This is a genomic window from Spirosoma fluviale, assembly GCF_900230225.1.
Lineage (GTDB): Bacteria > Bacteroidota > Bacteroidia > Cytophagales > Spirosomataceae > Spirosoma > Spirosoma fluviale.
The window spans coordinates 1,413,557-1,431,395 of record NZ_OCNH01000002.1; the positions used below are offsets into that span (position 1 = coordinate 1,413,557).

At 51.9% G+C, this 17,839-nt stretch carries 16 protein-coding genes and 1 riboswitch; of the genes, 9 read left to right on the forward strand and 7 right to left on the reverse strand.

Annotated features, from left to right (window positions below):
• Nucleotides 1-30: 30 nt before the first annotated feature.
• Together CRO74_RS16175 and CRO74_RS16180 are read left to right on the forward strand one after the other, a co-directional pair.
• Nucleotides 31-1,206 (forward strand): glycosyltransferase family 87 protein, encoded by a 1,176-nt coding sequence (locus CRO74_RS16175; protein ID WP_097127052.1) that lies wholly within the window; start codon nucleotides 31-33, stop codon nucleotides 1,204-1,206.
• Nucleotides 1,207-1,264: 58 nt separating this feature from the next.
• Nucleotides 1,265-1,966: a class I SAM-dependent methyltransferase gene (locus tag CRO74_RS16180; RefSeq protein ID WP_097127053.1), complete on the forward strand. Its 702-nt coding sequence runs from the start codon at nucleotides 1,265-1,267 to the stop codon at nucleotides 1,964-1,966.
• Nucleotides 1,967-2,006: 40 nt separating this feature from the next.
• Here the strand turns inward: CRO74_RS16180 and CRO74_RS16185 are convergent, their stop codons facing one another.
• The gene (locus tag CRO74_RS16185) at nucleotides 2,007-2,333 is read right to left on the reverse strand and encodes a DciA family protein (RefSeq protein ID WP_097127054.1); all 327 of its coding nucleotides are present in this window, start codon (nucleotides 2,331-2,333) and stop codon (nucleotides 2,007-2,009) included.
• A 187-nt stretch (nucleotides 2,334-2,520) separates the two neighbouring features.
• Nucleotides 2,521-2,624, forward strand: a riboswitch (SAM riboswitch).
• A 231-nt stretch (nucleotides 2,625-2,855) separates the two neighbouring features.
• On the opposite strand from CRO74_RS16185, the gene CRO74_RS16190 reads away from it, so the two are divergent.
• The 5 genes from CRO74_RS16190 to CRO74_RS16210 all read left to right on the forward strand — a co-directional run bounded on the left by CRO74_RS16190 (nucleotide 2,856) and on the right by CRO74_RS16210 (nucleotide 8,149).
• A complete protein-coding gene (locus CRO74_RS16190) occupies nucleotides 2,856-4,169 on the forward strand; it encodes an O-acetylhomoserine aminocarboxypropyltransferase/cysteine synthase family protein (RefSeq protein ID WP_097127055.1) in 1,314 nt (437 codons plus the stop codon).
• 76 nt (nucleotides 4,170-4,245) lie between these two features.
• Nucleotides 4,246-5,325, forward strand: a complete 1,080-nt coding sequence (locus tag CRO74_RS16195) for a homoserine O-acetyltransferase family protein (RefSeq protein WP_097127056.1) — start codon at nucleotides 4,246-4,248, stop codon at nucleotides 5,323-5,325.
• Nucleotides 5,326-5,331: 6 nt separating this feature from the next.
• A complete protein-coding gene (locus CRO74_RS16200; protein ID WP_097127057.1) occupies nucleotides 5,332-5,925 on the forward strand; it encodes a GDSL-type esterase/lipase family protein in 594 nt (197 codons plus the stop codon).
• Nucleotides 5,926-5,999: 74 nt separating this feature from the next.
• Nucleotides 6,000-6,728 carry an esterase family protein gene (locus CRO74_RS16205; protein ID WP_097127058.1) on the forward strand — a complete coding sequence of 243 codons (729 nt, stop codon included), beginning with the start codon at nucleotides 6,000-6,002 and terminating at the stop codon, nucleotides 6,726-6,728.
• A 107-nt stretch (nucleotides 6,729-6,835) separates the two neighbouring features.
• Nucleotides 6,836-8,149, forward strand: coding sequence for a hypothetical protein (locus tag CRO74_RS16210; RefSeq protein ID WP_097127059.1), 1,314 nt, complete (start codon nucleotides 6,836-6,838; stop codon nucleotides 8,147-8,149).
• 14 nt (nucleotides 8,150-8,163) lie between these two features.
• On the opposite strand, the gene CRO74_RS16215 is transcribed toward CRO74_RS16210, so the two are convergent.
• From CRO74_RS16215 to CRO74_RS16240, 6 genes are all read right to left on the reverse strand, one after another.
• Complete coding sequence (locus tag CRO74_RS16215; protein ID WP_097127060.1) at nucleotides 8,164-9,618, reverse strand: META domain-containing protein; 1,455 nt, start codon at nucleotides 9,616-9,618, stop codon at nucleotides 8,164-8,166.
• A 65-nt stretch (nucleotides 9,619-9,683) separates the two neighbouring features.
• Nucleotides 9,684-10,892: a glycoside hydrolase family 1 protein gene (locus tag CRO74_RS16220; protein WP_097127061.1), complete on the reverse strand. Its 1,209-nt coding sequence runs from the start codon at nucleotides 10,890-10,892 to the stop codon at nucleotides 9,684-9,686.
• Between the two features lie 121 nt (nucleotides 10,893-11,013).
• Entirely contained in the window at nucleotides 11,014-11,835 is an 822-nt protein-coding gene (locus CRO74_RS16225) for a 5'-methylthioadenosine/adenosylhomocysteine nucleosidase (protein WP_097127062.1), read from the reverse strand.
• A 181-nt stretch (nucleotides 11,836-12,016) separates the two neighbouring features.
• Complete coding sequence (locus tag CRO74_RS16230) at nucleotides 12,017-13,327, reverse strand: NCS2 family permease (RefSeq protein ID WP_097127063.1); 1,311 nt, start codon at nucleotides 13,325-13,327, stop codon at nucleotides 12,017-12,019.
• A 63-nt stretch (nucleotides 13,328-13,390) separates the two neighbouring features.
• Nucleotides 13,391-14,122, reverse strand: a complete 732-nt coding sequence (locus CRO74_RS16235; protein ID WP_097127064.1) for a glucosamine-6-phosphate deaminase — start codon at nucleotides 14,120-14,122, stop codon at nucleotides 13,391-13,393.
• 13 nt (nucleotides 14,123-14,135) lie between these two features.
• Nucleotides 14,136-15,551, reverse strand: a complete 1,416-nt coding sequence (locus CRO74_RS16240) for an alkaline phosphatase D family protein (protein ID WP_097127065.1) — start codon at nucleotides 15,549-15,551, stop codon at nucleotides 14,136-14,138.
• 42 nt (nucleotides 15,552-15,593) lie between these two features.
• Here CRO74_RS16240 and lysA point away from each other — a divergent pair, with 42 nt between their 5' ends.
• Nucleotides 15,594-16,865 carry a diaminopimelate decarboxylase gene (gene lysA / locus CRO74_RS16245; RefSeq protein WP_097127066.1) on the forward strand — a complete coding sequence of 424 codons (1,272 nt, stop codon included), beginning with the start codon at nucleotides 15,594-15,596 and terminating at the stop codon, nucleotides 16,863-16,865.
• A 93-nt stretch (nucleotides 16,866-16,958) separates the two neighbouring features.
• Nucleotides 16,959-17,672: a YebC/PmpR family DNA-binding transcriptional regulator gene (locus tag CRO74_RS16250; RefSeq protein ID WP_097127134.1), complete on the forward strand. Its 714-nt coding sequence runs from the start codon at nucleotides 16,959-16,961 to the stop codon at nucleotides 17,670-17,672.
• Nucleotides 17,673-17,839: the final 167 nt, after the last annotated feature.

Genomic DNA, 17,839 nt, shown 5'->3' on the forward strand with positions numbered 1-17,839 from the left:
TTCTCCAACAGCCTACTTGTTGGTTACCCTATGATGTCATTTTTTAGAAAGCCACTGTTCAGTGATAACCGATTTATTTTTGGCATCTATGGGATACTGGCCCTGTTTGTAAGCATCCGGACGCTTATTAATATGGACTCGAATAATTACCAGATTTTCTATTATTCGCTTGCCCATCTTATCGACGGAAAGAACCTATACCTGCTTTACCCCGCCGAGTACGGCGACCACTACCATTACGCACCCACCTTTGCGGCTTTGTTTGCGCCCATTTTTGCGCTGCCTTTTTCGGTAGGGCTATTTCTATGGCATCTTCTGTTCACTGCCGTTTGGGTCTATGCCATCTACCGAATGCCCCTTACCCATTCGCAGAAAGTGGTTGCCTACTGGTTCAGTATGCAGGAACTGATCACTTCCCTGGTTAACAGCCAAACCAACCCGCTCATTGCGGCTCTTTCACTGTTTGCCTTTGTAAGTTTTGAGAAACGCCAGCTGTTCTGGGCTGCCTTTTTTATCATTGTTGGCTTTAACATCAAAATATATAGTCTGGTAGCGGCTGCTTTGTTCCTGCTCTATCCGCAAAAGCTTCGGTTTTTGGCGTACATGGTACTATGGGGAGTTGTACTGGGTTTGCTGCCCCTCTTATTCACCTCGCCTGATCAACTGGTTTGGCAGTACGAAAACTGGGTGACCCAACTCATGCTGAAATCCGATTACGATAAATGGGCCAACACGTCTATCCATAAACTCGTCCATTTGACCATCTCGCCCGATATCAGCACGAGTGCAATCATTGGCGCGGGGGTAGTGCTGTTCTGTACGGTGTATTGGCGCGTTCAGCAGTTTAATCAACGTTGGTTCAAAATGCTTTTACTGGCCTCTGTGCTGATTTTTCAGGTTATCTTCAATCCCGTTGCCGAATCACCTACGTATATAATCGCCGTAACGGGTGTTATGATCTGGTGGTTTTACTGCCCGCAAACGTGGCTGGACCGGGGGCTGTTGATAAGCTGTCTGGTGCTGACTGTTTTGTCGCCGAGCGATATTTTTCCGCGTTTCCTGCGCGAACTACTGGTAACACCCTATGCCCTCAAAGCCCTGCCCTGTGTCCTCATCTGGTTTCGGCTCCTTTATCTCATGCACACCATGAAACCAATGCCAGCTACACCGGCAATGGTACCTATCCAGACCCCTTCTCAATCCTAACCTCAACGCACGATTAATTTCTAACGTGTTTTGTCAAGCCTACTTAACTACTTCTTGAATGGCCTCAACATGGCTTGATTTCTGGCAACGTGAAAATGAATTCGACGAGTCGATGTCGACGAATTTCAATTATTTTCTGGAGCGCGTCGAAACGCATATTCCTTTGGCAAAAACAAATCGGGTGCTGGACATCGGCTCCGGGCCGGGCAATCTGGAAGATGCCTGGCACGACCGCGTAGCCGAAATACACGGTCTGGATATATCCAAACGATACAATGAACTAGCCCGCACCCGGCATGTTGATTCACCTAATGTATTTTTTCACGATCTTGACCCCAACGATTACCTGAATTTCAGCCCGGTGGCCAATCGGCAATTCGATGTGATCATTGTGATGAGCGTTGTGCAGTATTACCGGAGTATCGGCGAAGTAGAACAACTTTTGCAGCTAATCAAACGCGTGGCCGCTCCGGGTGCCCGTGCGCTGGTGTGCGATCTGATGGTGGGGGAGAGCTTTCTGAGCGACGTTTTGGGCATTCTGAAACGGTCGCTTTTGCAGGGAAAATTGATTGCTACGCTGAAACTGCTGGTTCGCCTTCGCTTCTCGCATTACCATACCGTTCGCAAGGAAAACGGCTTTCTGGTGATACCCGAAACCGAATGGCTGGCCATGTGCGAGCGGGTAGGCCTGAAAGCGCAGTTTATCAACGAACCAATTACCTTACAACAGGAACGCCGGAATTTACTGATTACCTTCTGACGGAATTATGCCAGGATGGCGCCAGAGGAGATGAATGCCCTTAGATGAAGACGACGTCGTCGATGACGTCCGTACCCATGTCTTTATTCACTAACTGAATAAGTTTCTGCTTGGCATTGACCAGTTCGTTGCGCAGGGGGGCCGATCCAATTTCGATGTAGAGTTTGCGGTCGCGGACGTAAAGCCGGTTCGTACGGGACGCAATGGTTGGCCCCATCATTCGGCCCCAGAATGCTTCAAGATAGGTTTCGTTGAAGCGGGTTTGCAACTGGTAGGCTTTCAATAACTGCCCGATAGCATCTTTTAAAGACGTGACTCCGGCCACTCGGGTGGCATTTTCACGGTTGTAACGATACGTTTGATTCATGCGGCAGGTGTCTTGCCTGCAAAAGTAAAACAATGAATCGACTTAATAGACGGAGAAATTAGTAACCGTACTAAAAAAAGCAGGTTGAGCAGAAAAAAGCCGGGCTGTTTGGATTCGCACGGTTTGACTAGTATACTTGCGGCATCAAGTCATTGCAACGCGTCATTTACCATTCTCGGCGCGCATTGATTTATAAAGAAGCGGGGAGAGATCAGGCTCTGTGAACCGCTGGCAACCTACCACATGGCAAGGTGCTAACTCCTGCCTAAATACATTTAGGAACTATAAATCGGTACTAATCATGCTCTATTTTCAGCAGTGTATGCCTCCGGCCAAATGGCCCTGTCAGGCATAACGAACGTCTCCACTCACCGCTACGAAAACCGGGATGGTTTGTCGTGTGCACTTATTCGCCTGATGTTCGAGGGCTACTGTTGTTGGGAGCAACGCCAACAGCAACGTCTGCACTACCAGCGTCGACTACAAAACCCAGAGCAATAAAACCGTTAACCATTCATAAACATGTCACAACTTCATTTTGATACGCTCCAGCTGCACGCTGGCCAGGAGGTCGACCCCACCACTAACTCGCGGGCGGTCCCTATTTACCAGACCACATCCTTTGTATTCAATGACTCAGCTCACGGGGCCGATCTGTTTGCACTGAAAGCGTTCGGAAATATATATACCCGGATCATGAACCCAACGTCTGATGTGTTCGAGAAGCGCGTTGCCGCTCTCGAAGGCGGTGTGGCAGCGCTGGCAGTGGCGTCGGGACAGGCCGCTCAGTTCATTGCGCTGAGCAATATCCTGAGCGCGGGCGATAATTTTGTGACCACGTCGTTTCTCTACGGTGGAACATACAACCAGTTTAAGGTATCCTTTAAGCGGCTGGGCATCGAAGCCCGCTTTGCCGACGGCGACAAACCCGAGTCGTTTGCCAAATTAATCGACGGAAATACCAAAGCGATCTACCTCGAAACGATTGGCAATCCGGGGTTCAATATCCCCGATTTTGATGCGTTTGCCGCCCTCGCGCAGGAGCATGATCTGCCCCTTATCGTCGACAATACATTTGGTGCCGGTGGCTACCTGTTCCGCCCCCTCGAACACGGTGCCGCTGTGGTGGTGGAGTCGGCTACGAAGTGGATTGGCGGACATGGCACGAGCATTGGCGGAGTGATTGTCGATGGCGGGACGTACAACTGGGGGAACGGCAAGTTTCCGCAATTCAGCGAGCCCTCAGAAGGCTACCACGGCATGGTGTTCAGCGATGTGTTCGGGGTGGGTGGTCCCTTCGGCAATATTCAGTTCATTATTCGTGCCCGTGTAGAAGGCCTGCGCGACTACGGTCCGGCCATCAGCCCGTTCAACTCATTCCTGCTGCTGCAAGGACTGGAAACGCTCTCGTTACGCGTTGATCGTACCGTGCAGAATGCCCTGGCGCTGGCCCAATGGCTGGAACAGCATGAGCAGGTAGAAGCGGTGAACTATCCGGGTCTGGAAAGCAGCCCTTACCATGAGCTGGCTAAAAAGTACCTCAAGCGCGGATTCGGGGGCGTTTTCTCCTTCAAAGTAAAGGGTGGGAATGATGCCGCCAATGAGTTTGTCAACAGCTTGAAACTGGTGAGTCACCTCGCCAACGTTGGCGACTCTAAAACGCTTATTATTCACCCGGCGGCTACCACGCATCAGCAATTGAGCGAACAGGAGCAGGCCAGCGCGGGTGTTGAAATTGGCGTGCTGCGGGTTTCGGCGGGCATCGAACACATTGATGATATTAAAGCTGACTTCGAGCAGGCTTTCGCCCGGATTGCTGAATCGGTTTTAGCCTAGTGTTTGGTTTGGTTTACGATTTACAGTTTACTGGTAACGGCTAAAGTGTAAATCGTAAACCATAAATTTTTTTCGATTGGACCTTTCTTACTTCGATTACAAATATTCGTTCCCGCTCGAATCAGGGGAGAGCCTGCCGGGTTTTCGGCTGGCTTATACCACACGCGGCACCCTCAACAGCGATCAATCGAATGTTGTCTGGATCTGCCACGCCCTAACCGGGAATGCCGATGCCGGTGATTGGTGGGGCGGTATGGTTGGTGCGGGTAAGTATTACGACCTGGCCACTAATTTTGTTGTCTGCGCCAACGTGATCGGTTCGTGCTATGGCTCTACGGGGCCATTGTCGATAAATCCGCAGACGGGGCAGCCCTTTTATCATACGTTCCCGATGATCACCATCCGGGATATGGTGGCGGCTCTGGATTTACTGCGGCAGGAACTGGGTATCGAAAAAATCCATACCTGCATTGGCGGTTCGGTGGGGGGCGAGCAGGCGCTGGAATGGGCCATTCTACAGCCCAATCTGATCGAAAATCTGGTGATCATCGCGGCCAGCGCCATTGCGTCGCCCTGGTGTATTGCCTTCAACGAGGCCCAGCGGATGGCCATCGAAGCCGACCCGACCTGGTCCGAACAGCGCGACGATGCCGGGGCCGCCGGGATGAAAGCGGCCAGGGCTATGGCCATGATTTCGTACCGAAATTACGATACCTATGGCTTTACGCAGGCGCTGGATAACAATGAGCAGCTCGATGGCTATAAATCGGCCAGCTATCAACGCTACCAGGGCGAAAAATTAGTTGAGCGATTCAATGCCTTTACCTACTGGACGCTGTCTAAAGTAATGGATTCGCATAACGTTGGCCGGAACCGGGGCAGTATCCTTAACGCACTGGCTCAGGTGAAATCCCGTACGCTGGTTGTGGGAATTCGGTCCGATCTGCTTTTTCCTCCTTCCGAGCAGCAGTTTCTGGCGCGGCATATTCCCGATGCCACCTATGAAGAAATCGATTCGTTATATGGCCATGATGGCTTTTTAATTGAATTCAGACCACTGGCGGGCATTATCCGTAAGTGGGTGGCGAGTGCCGCTTCGGCTGACGGGGCACCGGTAACCAACTCGTCAACAAGTTTTAGTCAGCCGGTTAAATAACGCAGTATGATTTGGTACGAAGACGAGATTCGACAACTCGAAAATAAAGTAAACACTCTACCCACGCCCACGAATAAAGTCATTTTTTATGGCAGTTCATCCATTCGGCTCTGGACAACGCTGGCGCAGGACTTTCCTCAGCTAGACACGCTGAATTTGGGTTTTGGCGGTTCGACCCTGGCCGCCTGCGCCTGGTTTTTTGAACGGCTGGTGGTGCCCACAGACCCCAAATCGTTGGTTTTCTACGCCGGAGACAATGACCTCGGTGACGGCCGCCATCCGGAAGAAGTATATCTATTTTTTGCGGCTTTTTCGGAGCAGATGACTCGCTTGCTTCCGGGAGTGCCCATGGCTTTTTTGTCGATTAAACTAAGTCCGGCCCGCTGGAACATTGCCGATCAGATACGAAAGACGAACAAATTAATTCAACAGGAGTTAGAAAAAGTACCCGACTGGCAGTATGTTGACATGACAACGCCTTTGCTGGGTCCAGATGGTAAACCCTGTTCAGATTTTTTTGAATCGGATGGACTTCACCTGACATCGGCCGGTTATCGAACCTGGCAACAGGCATTGCAGCAACAGAGCCGGATTTTTTAACGATTTGTTTACCCGCCCAATTGTTGGGGTTCGGGCAAGCCGTTGCAAATTCACGGGTACTTAACGTTATTGTTATGCACCGGGAGTATCATAAATGGTTTAGTCCGAATCTAAACCGTGATATGGAGTTGTTGATCTTGGGCCACGCGGGTGCGCGGGTACTGGTATTCCCAACCCGTCGCGGCCGTTTTTACGAATACGAGTCCTTTGGCCTGGCGGATACGCTGGCCGAAAAAATTGAAAACGGCTGGCTGCAACTCTACTGCGTAGACAGCGTTGATCACGAAAGTGTTTATAACCGGTCGGCTCATCCTCACGACCGTATTCGGCGGCATAACCAGTACGAACAGTACATAATCAATGAAGTCCTGCCGCTTTCCCGTCTGAAAAACCCGCAGCCATTTATGATTTCACATGGATGCAGCCTCGGAGCCTATCATGCTCTCAATATTGCCTTTCGGCATCCGCACTGGTTTGCAAAAGTGGTTGCCTTTAGCGGACGGTATAATCTGTCCGAGCCGGTGGGTGAGTTTCGCGGATTGTTTGACGATTACTACGACGAGGAGATTTACTTTCACAGCCCCAATCATTTTTTGCCTAATCTGGATGATAACGCCCTGCTCGACTCCCTCCGCCAACTCCAGATCGTGATGACCATTGGGGCCGAAGATCCGTTTCTGGGCAGTAACGTAACCCTAAGCTCAGCCCTTCATGACAAACAGATTCCCCATGAATTGTACATCTGGGATGGACGGGCGCATCAGGTTAGCGATTGGCAAAAAATGGCTCAATTGTATTTATAGCTGTGATTTCACAGATTACGGAGATTCGAACCGCACAGATACCAAATAAAACGGGCAATTTTGCTTATAGATCGGGCTGGGGTATTTAGCCGGAAATTGTAAGCAACATGCGTCGTTATAGAATCACAATCTTTGTCGTTGCCCTGGTGATAATCAATATCCTGGGGTTGAGTTTTACCGTTGTTAACAAGGGTAGCTATAAGAACTCGCTCTACTACCGCTTTACGCGTCAACGGTTTGCCTGGATCGTGAGCGACCCGCGCCCCAAAGAGGCCATTCGGGCAGGATGGGCAAGCATAACGATCAAGCCCGAAACGTCTGCAGTAAACGCAGCCTCACCACGCCCGAAGTGGGATTCCGTTCAAACGCGCGCGCTGGTACTAGATAACGGCACGACGCGGGCGGTCATGATCACCGTCGACTTACCAATGATGCCGCCCACGGTTGCGCAAGCGCTGGAACAAAAGCTGCCCAGGCTTGGCTTTGCGTGGAAAAACGTTTACCTGGGGGCTACCGATTCGCAACCGGATCTGAGCGGATGGGCCAGCGATTACATGGGTCAGCGAGAATTTGGTCCCTATGATGAGCAGCGGGCCAATCAGCTGACGGAGGCTATCCTGAAAGCGGTGACGCTGGCTCAGAAAAACAGCACGACCGTCCAGATTGGATATACGCAGGTTGATCTGAAAATACAGCAGCAACTATCTGCTGCGAGCGGTCGGGCCGGGGCAGATCCCCTTCATTTGCTGCAACTCCGCAAACTGACGGGTGAATCCGCACTGATTTATTCCGGTTCCGTAAACCAGATTTCTTCGGAAAATACCACAAATTCGACCGACGACCCCCATTTCTTTCGCTTGTTAACGCAGCAACTTAACAAGCAAACTCGCTGGTTTGCCATGCCAGTGGCTGGACCCGTAGAGGACGCTGACTACTCGGGTCAGGTAAAGGACAAGAGCCAACAGGTAGCCAGTCTGGTTGATCAAATAACTACCTTGCTGGCCAGTCAGCCGCTTCGTACCGACAGTACGTTGATCGCGCAAACAGCCCCGCTCATTCAAAATGACCCCCAGATTCGCGTTAGCCAAAGCTTTCGGCTGAAGCCGTGGCTGGCCAAAGCGCTTTATGGCGATTATCCCGCTGAGCTAAAAGCGTTACGCATTGGGCAAACTGTTTTTGTGGGTTGCCCCGGTGGCGTATCTAATGAACTGGCCGGTGAGCTGCGTGAGTTGCCCATAGCCGATAATAGAAATCTGGTCATAACCAGCTACAACGGCGGCAACCTTGGGCAGATCGTTCCCGACAAACACTACTATGCCGAAAACAGCCCCTATGTCATTGGTCAGATCAATCGTTTCGGCCCGCACACCGCCGAGTTTTTTGCCGACATGACCCAAAGTCTGGTCAGTAGCTTGAAATAGCTGATTGAACGACTCTACTTTCTGACGAAGCGCATGACGGCGATGTCGCCCATAATCAACGTGAGTGTGTTGTCATTGACGGAATAGCGATTCACCGTTTTTAGCGTGTTTAAAAATGTCTGCTCACCTTCGCCGGGGCACATCATACGGGTCATCGCCATTGGTTCGCTGAAACTGATCTTCGGGCCATCGACAACGAGCTTTCCATTAAACGAATTACAACTGGTAGACCCATTGACCCGCTGCGTAGCGGTGTTGAACGTAATGGATGGCTTCTTTTCGGGATACAATCCGTCAAACGCTATTTTCGGCCCGGATATGTAATTCAGTTCCCAGGTACCGTCTAATGACTGACCGGTGTTAGACGATTGCATTTGATTGGGAGATAACGATAGCTTTTCGGTTAGATACAAATAAGGCGGATGGAAGTGATGGGCAAAGATTTTTTCCTCACTATCCGGGTACTTCTTAAAATACTCGCTATCGCCCAGGAGGACGATGGTAGCCCCGGTTCTGACGTAGTCATTGCTGCTGAAATAGTTGGGGGCTACGTAGCCTTTGATGTTTTTCTGAACCGTTTTTGAGGCCAGTCTGCCTAAATATTTCTGGTAGTTCTGCTGAGCTTTCAAGGCGGGTTTGCTCAGGCTATTGTAAATGTAGTTGAGGACGATTCGTTGCGGCAGCTTTTGTTTTTTTATCATAGCGGGTGCCCCTTTAAACGGATTGGTCGTATTCACATCGTTAATCGTCTGGATCGTAAACGGCACTTCAGGTACCCAGTCGGCGGCATTGACAACGTTGTAGGCCCAGCCATTCTGTGTTGCGGCTTCGTATTCATACGCATAATACAGATTACCCGGCTTCGGACCCGCGCTACAGTATGTTTTGAACTGTACATCGGCGGGAATACGCGACTGCTTTTGCAGATTTCTCAGATAGGATGTCAGTAAAAAAGCAATACCACCGCCCTGACTGTGCCCCATGATGATCACATCTTTGATACCCGCCCGGTAGCACGAATCAATTTTTGGGAGAATATCTTTTGCCAGAAAAGCCGTACTCACCAACCAGCCTACATGAACCGCAGCCTTGGGGCTGGATGCGAGTTCGTACTGGAAGTTTTCGGTATCACTAATCTGTAGCGATCCTTTGGCGGGCACCATAGCCGCGTAAAAATTGCTCAGCCAGCTTACACTATTGGCCGTAGTTCCGCGAATGCTCAGCACCGCCACCGATTGCGGGCTGGTCCACAAATCCCACATGTTATCGAGTCCGACAACGGGGGAGCGATAAACCCGCTTGAACTGTTGCGGGGCTGGAAAGGAATTGACATAGGTAGAATCGCCAAACTGGGCTGACACTTTGAGGAGTTCGATGTACTCTGCTTTATCGAAGCCGGGTTTCAGAGACTGCCCAAATACCAGACCGGGCAACACCAGGCAGACAAGGGTGGTAATGATTCGTTTCATATGCAGGGAGGGCAGTTTTTTTGTGAATAAAAACTGCCCCTCTTAACTGATTGTATGCTAAAATGTTAACTAACAGGTAAGCTGGCTTCCAGAATAACCGACTGTGCCTGTCGTAAGGCATTGGCATAGGGCTCCACCAGAATCCGGCCGGGCGGGGTAGTCGACAAATCCGCGTCCCAAAGGCCGGAGCGATGCCAGTAGTCGGTGTGGTCCCAGTCGGGGCGATCCACGATCGGGTACAGACATACGCCTACCAACGGCACTCCCGCCTGCCGAACGGCCGCGCATTCCCGGCCAACCATTTCGATCCAGAACGGTCGGTCAATACCGGGATGGCTGGTTTCGGTGAGGGCAATGGGACGCTCGTAGCGTCGGTACGCTTTCGTGAGCAAGTGCCGAAGTGGTACCCAGCGAGAGTCGGGGACATCGTCATTCCAGCCTAAAAAGGTATGTGTGCCCTCAATCCACTGATTGTTGTAGTAATAGTTGAATCCTAAAATATCGACGTAATCCGGCGATCCGCCCAATTCAGGAGTCAATCTACCCGCCAGCATGTCGACCGACTGAAACTGGTTATCATCGGCAATAGCTGCGTCAATAATCTGCTCCGGGGTCGCATTAAGGGGTGGTACCATTTGTACCAATGGCTCGGTTGTCAGGATGCGAATGGTCGGGTCGATCTCGCGCATAGCCGCAACACCCTCAATGTAGGCGCGCATCAGGCCTACTTTAACTTCCCAACCCTGTTTGGTACAGTAGGGCGATGTGCCAGCCGCATCGCCCCCCAGCCACGACATAAAGCTGACTTCGTTAATGGGCGTGACGATCAGGCTATCATACGGGTACAGGTCGCGGTAAAAACGGACAAAGGCCCGACACAAAGCGGCAAAACGCCGGGCAAACATGGGGTGTAAAGGCGTCAGGTCGTCGGGGTAACCAAAATGGCATAAATCCCAGATCTGCTGAATACCCTGCCGGTGACCTTCTGCCAGCATGTCGGCAACCATGCTCCAATCGTATTGATAAGGCCGTTTTTCAACATGGCTCCATTGAATACCCTCCCGAACGGTGCGGATATTAAATGAATGCAGAAGCGCATAATCTTCATTGAGTAATTGCAAATGGCCCGATGCCCGAAGCAAATCAACGCGGTTGCCGAAGCAATTCTGTTGATCGCTACATTCATAACCACCCCACCAAAAGGACTGAAACGGATTCAGGGACGAAGTATTTGTTGAGTCGAGTACCAAGGAAAGAAAAGTTGATGTACTCAAAGGTGCGAAAAAAGGGAGTTGACGTCAAAAGAGGAGCCTTTTTCTGAGGGAGCGGGTAAAGTATCAAACAGCCTTTGGCTGTTTATTTGCTAAAAACAGCCAGAGGCTGTTTGATACTAGTTTATAGTGCCTTCACGATAGCAATCACGAGTTTGGCAGAATTGCGGGCCGCTGTCGGGTAAAATTTATCGTAGGCAATGTGCGCTTCGGCATCGGCGCGGTCGCTCAGGCTGCGGATAATGAGGTGGGGCACCTGAAGCTGGTAGCATACCTGCGCAATGGCTGCACCCTCCATCTCGGTCGCGTCGGCACCGAAGTCGGCCCGGAGGCTGCTCACTTTGGTAGGGGAGGCCACAAAAACATCGCCCGTAACCACCGTACCCGTCATCACCTTCACAGGCCGGTCGGAAACACCACCCGATGCCAGCGGAATGCCTTCGAGCGAAACGGTTTTGACAACGCGTTCGGCTAATCGCATCAGAACTGAGTCGGCCGGGAAAAAGGCCGGGTTAAACTGTTTTGTAATGGCATTTCGGGTTTGTCGGGTAGGGGTGTTTTTATCGGTGATGGCCCCGTAATCGTGGTGGGCCGTTTGTCCGGCAATCACAATGTCGCCGGGTTGCAGTTCCGGGTTTGTGCCACCGGCAATACCTGTGAACAAGATTCGCTGCGGCTTGAAATGATCCAGCATGAGGGCCGTTGTCATAGCCGCGTTCACTTTGCCGATGCCCGTTTCGGCCACCACAACCCTTTGGTTACCGATTTTTCCGGTGGTAAATACAATGCCATCGACGATTACCGTTTTGGGCTTGGATAATGTTTCTTTAACCAGCTCTACTTCTGCGCCAAACGCGCCGAGTAAACCGGTTATCGGGCGGGGTTTGTAGCGTTGGGCAAAGGAAATTTGGGCGAGAAGGAGGAAGAGTAGCGTTGCTTTTTTCATGTCAGGGTAAGTTAAATTGATACAAGTGTGTGTGGTGTCGGGTTCTTAAACCCGACACAGCGAGGTTTCTCAAAACCTCGTGTATGCCATTAAGGAGGTTTTAAGAAACCTCACTGGCCAGGTCTGAGGACCTGACTCCACAAAAACGCCCTGACTCCACAGGAGCACCAGCGCAAACGCGCTAATGCCCACTCGCTAACGCCAGCACGCAAAACACATCGACAATCCAGAGGCCGAGCGACACTTCGCGGCTCTTGCCAACGGCGACTTTTATGACTGTCCAGGAAAGGAATCCCCATATGAGCCCCTGCGTGATGGAATAACTGAAGGGAATTAACACCAGCGCCAGAAAAGCTGGTAGCGCATCGTCCAACTGCCCCCACTCGATACGTGTAATGGGTTTCATCATGAACGCCCCTACCAGCACCAGGGCCGGAGCTGTGGCAATGGCCGGGATGATGGATAGTAATGGAGATAGGAACAGAAAGGGCAGAAAACAACAGCCCGCCACAATGGCTGTGAGTCCGGTTCGGCCACCCTGCGCAATACCCACCGCCGATTCAATGTAAGCCGTACCGGGGCTGGTGCCAAATACTCCCGCCAGCGTGGTAGCAACGGCATCGGTCATCAGGGAGCGGTTCAGGTTGCGGGGCTGGCCATCATCGTCCTGCAAGCCGCCCGCTTCGGCAACACCCACAAATGTGGAAAGACTGTCGAACAAGTCAGTGAAGGCAAAGGCGAAAATGACGGGCCAGAGCGACCATGATAACGAGCCCATCAGGTCAAGCTTGCCCAGAAGTGAAAAGTCAGGGACGGCCAGAACACCCTGAAAGTTAACCAGCGTCTTCTGCCCGAAATTAATCGCCGAAGCATCTCCCCAGTACCGCCCGATGGGCCAGGCGGCCAGCGTTGTCAGGATAATACCGATAATGATGCCTCCCGGCACATCCCGAACGACCAGCACGCTCATGAGCAGCAGGCCGAATACAAATGTGAGAACAATGGGGTCATTAAAGTTAGCAATGCTTACCAGCGTAGCCGGATTGGCTACGATGAATTTTGCATTCTCGAAGCCAATGAGCGTGATGAAAAGCCCAATCCCCGCCGAAACCGCGTAGCGTAAAGGCTGAGGAATGGCCCGCACGATTGCCGACCGTACATTGAACACAGACAGCAGCAGGAACAAAACCCCCGCCCAGAATACCGCTCCCAATGCAATCTCAGGCCGTATACCCATGCCTTTGACTGCGGTAAACGTGAAGAACGCATTCATCCCCATGCCCGGTGCCACCACAATCGGGTTACGGGCGTACAGGCCCATCATCAGGCTGCAAAAGAACGACAGGAGAACGGTAGCCGTCAAAACGCCACTAAACGGCAACCCGGCCTGACTCAGAATAGCCGGGTTGACCACAATGATGTACATGGTTGCCAGAAAGGTGGAGACCCCGGCAAGGATTTCGGTTCGGCGGGAGGTAATCGTAGTTGGCAAAGGCGTTGTCGTTTATCGTTGATGTGCTAACAATCCACAAACTACAACCCGAACGCCAAAAACTCAAACGGTGGCCAGTAAACTCCCGGCGGCTTCATCGACCCAAATCAGGGCGTTGGGGTGCGTTTGCATGATACTGGCCGGTACTTGTTCGGTTACTGGTCCTTGTAGCGCTTCCTGTAGAACAGGTGCTTTCTTCCCGCCACTCACCAGTAAAATAACTTCTTTGGCTTCGGTCAGATGGCGCAGACCGAGGGTGATCCCCTGACTCAGCGTTGTTTCAGCCTCGAAATATTTTTGACCAACCGTCTTGGTGCTTTCGGCTAGCTCGACCACGTGGCAACCCAGCGTAAACGGGGTTCCCGGCTCGTTGAGGGCAATATGGCCGTTCATGCCCATACCTACCAGCAAGACATCCAGGCCACCCCGCTCGGCAATAACGGCGTCGATGCGCGCGCACTCGGCAGGCAGATCACTCGCTTTAGCGTCGAACACATGCACCTGGTCCAGCCGGAGATTGAGTGGGTTGAACAGGTCACGGAACACGTAAAACGAACAACTGCCGAAGTCGTCCGGCCCGAAACCGACCCATTCGTCAAGCCCAACAAACGTACACTGGCTGACATCGACACGTCCATCTCTCACTAAATTGACGAACCGATGGTAGGTTTCAATAGGGGTATCGCCCGAGGCCAGACAGAGTGTCGCGGTGGGTTTCTGATTGATGATGGCCGCAAGGTGCTCGGCAGTGTGCTGCGAAAGCGTGGCGTGGTCGGGAAATTTTTGGATGGTCATGATTTTTGTCAATTTACTTCAACTCACTCGCCCGTACGTCTTTCGTCCAGCGTTCAGTGCCTTTCTGGTCGTAGACCTTGATATTCAGCACCCGGTCTTTGGCAGGGCCGCTGACACTCAGAATGCCGAAATTGCGGTCGGTTACCAGCGTGCCGTCTACGTAAGTCGGTAGTTTCAACTCGTCGGCCAGGGGTTTTGCCGGGCCGGAGGTGAGGGGCGAAATGGTCAGGTCGTACAGCGGATAGGTGCCGGGACGGTCCAGTTTGTGCAGAATGGAGTGATGACGGTCGCCGGTGAGGAACAGCACTCCCGGAATTTTAGCATCGGCAATGGCTTTGAACAGCCGGTCGCGTTCGGTGCCGTAAATGGCGTAGTTCTCGAACGATTTTGTAGGGTTGACGATCTGCCCGCCCGTAACGATAAATTTGAACGTGGCCTTGCTGAAGGTCAGTGCATCCAGCAGCCATTGAATCTGCTTCTCCGAAAAATAGGCTTTCCCCGGCCCATCGGGCATTTTATCGGGTGCCCGGAAGGTGCGGTCGTCGAGCATAAAAAACTGGCAGTCGTTCCATTCGAAGGTGCCCGCGCAGCTTTCGGGAAAGATGAAGTTCGGATTGGCCCAGAACAGTTTGAACGCATCGAGCGTAACTTCCTTGAGCCAATAAGAGCGGTCGGAGTCGTCGGGACCGTAATCATGATCGTCCCAGATGGCGTAATTGTGCGTAGCGGCCAGCAGCGGCTGCATTTCGGGCAATGAGCGCGTGTGTGTATACCGGCGCAGCACCCCGCTCCGGCTGTTCCAGTCTACTTCGCGGGTATAGGTATTGTCGCCCGTCCAGAGCATGAAATCGGGTTTTTGGGCCGCCAGTGCCGTAAATATCTCGTAGCCACCCCCATAAGGCGTGCCGGGGCGGTCGACATTAGCCTCGTTGACGTAAGTGCAGCTTCCGACGCCGAAGCGAAACATCGGAGGGTCGGTCCGCCATTGCCACAGGCTTTGGGTTTGGAACTTGGTCGGGTAGGGCAGGCTCACCTTCTGGCCCTCGATTAACACGTCGTACGCGTACGTCTTTCCGGGGTCCACCTGATCGGCGAGCAGGTGGGCTGTAAAAGCCGTTTGCCGGTTGGTGTACACTTCGTTGGTTAGGTGCGTCGTGGCCGATGTCGATGCGGGAGCGCCAGCCGTTGCGGAACCCTCAACTTCATGGTAGCGAATCTGAACGCGGGCGGGTTGTTTGGTTTGCACCCAGAGTTTTACCTCGCGCATCTCCGAATAACCCACCATCGGCCCCGACTGAAGCAGGGCTGACGGGGACTTCTGTTTTTGCCCATTTCGCCCATTAACGGCCTGCTTTTTGGCCGTTGACTGACCAAAAGCGGCAATGGGTCCGAAAAGCAGGAGGACTAAGAGAAACTGAATTTTGTACATGGGGGAAAGATGGCGTAATTTTGCGGTTCGTTCAACGAAGTCATGCAACTAAATAACCGTACGTACCAGATTCAGGGTGTCGATGTACTGGATATTGCCGATGAATTCGGCCTTCCTTTATACGTCTATGATGCCGACAAAATTATTGAAAAAATCGGCTTGCTCCGGTCTTCATTTGCCGGCGTCAACCTAAAGATAAAATACGCGGCCAAAGCGCTGACGAATATCTCCATTCTGAAGCTGATGCGTCAGCAGGGCGTGGAAATGGATTCTGTATCGGTCAATGAAGCCCGCATGGGGATGATGGCTGGTTTTGAGCCGGGTCAGATCATGTTTACGCCAAGCGGTGTGTCGTTCGACGAAATCCGCGAAGCTGTTTCTCTTGGCTTACAGTTAAACGTCGACAGTTTGTCCTTATTGGAATGGGTTGGTCAAACCTATGGAACACAGGTTCCTATCAGCATTCGCATCAATCCGCACATCAGCGAGGGGGGCAACATCAAGATTTCGACGGGTCATGCCGACTCGAAGTTTGGTATTTCCATTCTGCAGCGCGACGCCATTCGTGCCATAGTGGAGCAATACCAGATTCCGGTTGCCGGGTTGCATATTCATACGGGTTCTGATTTCAAGAATGCCGGTGCGTTTTTGACCGGTGCCGAGGTCCTGTTCGACCTCGCCAATGATTACCCGGACCTGTCGTTCATTGATTTCGGAAGCGGGTTCAAGGTGGCGTATAAAGAGGGCGATCACATTACGGACGTCGAAGAACTTGGTCTTCAGGTATCGGCCGCTTTCCGGAACTTCTGTAAGAACTACGGCCGTGACCTCGAACTCTGGTTTGAGCCGGGTAAATTTCTGGTGAGCGAAAGCGGGCATCTGCTGGTGAAAACCAACATCGTGAAAGAAAATCCGACGCGTACGTTCGTAGCGGTCGATTCGGGTCTGAACCACCTGATCCGCCCGATGATGTACGACGCCTATCACGACATCAAAAATATTTCGAATCCACAGATTGCAGGCGATCCGGTAACCGAAAAGACCTATAACGTCGTTGGCTACATCTGTGAAACGGACACGTTCGCCACCGACCGCGCTTTGCCAGAAGTAAAACCCGGCGATGTGTTGTCTTTTGAGAATGCCGGTGCCTATGGTTTCAGCATGGCCTCGAACTACAACGCCCGCTTCCGGCCGGCCGAAGTACTGGTATACGAAGGAAAGCCGTACCTGATTCGTCAGCGAGAAACGTTTGAGGACCTGGTGCGCGGCCAGAATATTATAGAATTTGACGAAGTACTAACAGATAAAATTTAACCGCATAGAGCGCAATGTATGCGTCAGGTTCGCAAAGTATTCTTGCGACCTTCGCGCATTCGTTACGAACCTTGCGGTTTAGAACAAAAAGAAATGGGACGCGCATTTGAATACCGGAAAGCCCGGAAAATGAAACGGTGGGGGCAGATGGCCAAAACCTTCACCCGTATTGGTAAAGATATCGTTATGGCCGTGAAAAGCGGTGGACCGGACCCCGACGTGAACGGGCGGCTTCGGGCTATTATCCAGAATGCCAAGGCGGCCAACATGCCGAAGGAAAACGTCGACCGGGCCATCAAAAAAGCCTCGTCGAAAGATCAGGAGGATTACAAAGAAATCGTGTACGAAGCATACGCTCCCCACGGTATTGCGCTGGTGATCGAGACCGCTACGGACAACCATAACCGGACGGTAGCCAACGTTCGGAGTTACCTGAACAAACTCGGTGGCAGCTTAGGCACGCAGGGAATGCTCGACTTTATGTTCGACCGCAAATCCGTCTTTCGGATTACGGCGGAAGGTATCGATCAGGAAGAACTCGAACTGGAATTGATTGATGTGGGTGGCGACGACGTTGAGTTTGACGAAGAAGCCAACCAATATGTTATTTACGGCGAATTCACGGCTTTCGGTAGCATCCAGAAGTTCCTGGAAGAAAAGGGCTACGAAATCAAGCAAGCCGAGTTCGAACGTATCCCAAACGATTACAAAGAACTAACCGATGACGAAGTTGCCGATGTGGAGAAGCTCATCGAGCGGATCGAAGAAGACGACGACGTTCAGATGGTATACCACAATATGAAATAAAAAAAGGCCGGTTTGACCGGCCTTTTTTTATTTGTTCTACCCTATCTCGATCCACTTCCTTCCCGGATAATTTGGACCCAGCTTTTGAGGATCTGGGGGGGAGCGTTACGCTCCAGCTGGGCGTAGTACACCGTGGCCTGATAGTAGTACAAGCCCGTGGGCAACTC

Coding starts and splice junctions, on each gene's coding strand:
- CRO74_RS16175 (WP_097127052.1), top strand. CDS start 31: ATGATGTCATTTTTTAGAAAGCCACTGTTCAGTGATAACCGATTTATT.
- CRO74_RS16180 (WP_097127053.1), top strand. CDS start 1,265: ATGGCCTCAACATGGCTTGATTTCTGGCAACGTGAAAATGAATTCGAC.
- CRO74_RS16185 (WP_097127054.1), bottom strand. CDS start 2,333: ATGAATCAAACGTATCGTTACAACCGTGAAAATGCCACCCGAGTGGCC.
- CRO74_RS16190 (WP_097127055.1), top strand. CDS start 2,856: ATGTCACAACTTCATTTTGATACGCTCCAGCTGCACGCTGGCCAGGAG.
- CRO74_RS16200 (WP_097127057.1), top strand. CDS start 5,332: ATGATTTGGTACGAAGACGAGATTCGACAACTCGAAAATAAAGTAAAC.
- CRO74_RS16205 (WP_097127058.1), top strand. CDS start 6,000: ATGCACCGGGAGTATCATAAATGGTTTAGTCCGAATCTAAACCGTGAT.
- CRO74_RS16210 (WP_097127059.1), top strand. CDS start 6,836: ATGCGTCGTTATAGAATCACAATCTTTGTCGTTGCCCTGGTGATAATC.
- CRO74_RS16215 (WP_097127060.1), bottom strand. CDS start 9,618: ATGAAACGAATCATTACCACCCTTGTCTGCCTGGTGTTGCCCGGTCTG.
- CRO74_RS16225 (WP_097127062.1), bottom strand. CDS start 11,835: ATGAAAAAAGCAACGCTACTCTTCCTCCTTCTCGCCCAAATTTCCTTT.
- CRO74_RS16235 (WP_097127064.1), bottom strand. CDS start 14,122: ATGACCATCCAAAAATTTCCCGACCACGCCACGCTTTCGCAGCACACT.
- CRO74_RS16240 (WP_097127065.1), bottom strand. CDS start 15,551: ATGTACAAAATTCAGTTTCTCTTAGTCCTCCTGCTTTTCGGACCCATT.
- lysA (WP_097127066.1), top strand. CDS start 15,594: ATGCAACTAAATAACCGTACGTACCAGATTCAGGGTGTCGATGTACTG.
- CRO74_RS16250 (WP_097127134.1), top strand. CDS start 16,959: ATGGGACGCGCATTTGAATACCGGAAAGCCCGGAAAATGAAACGGTGG.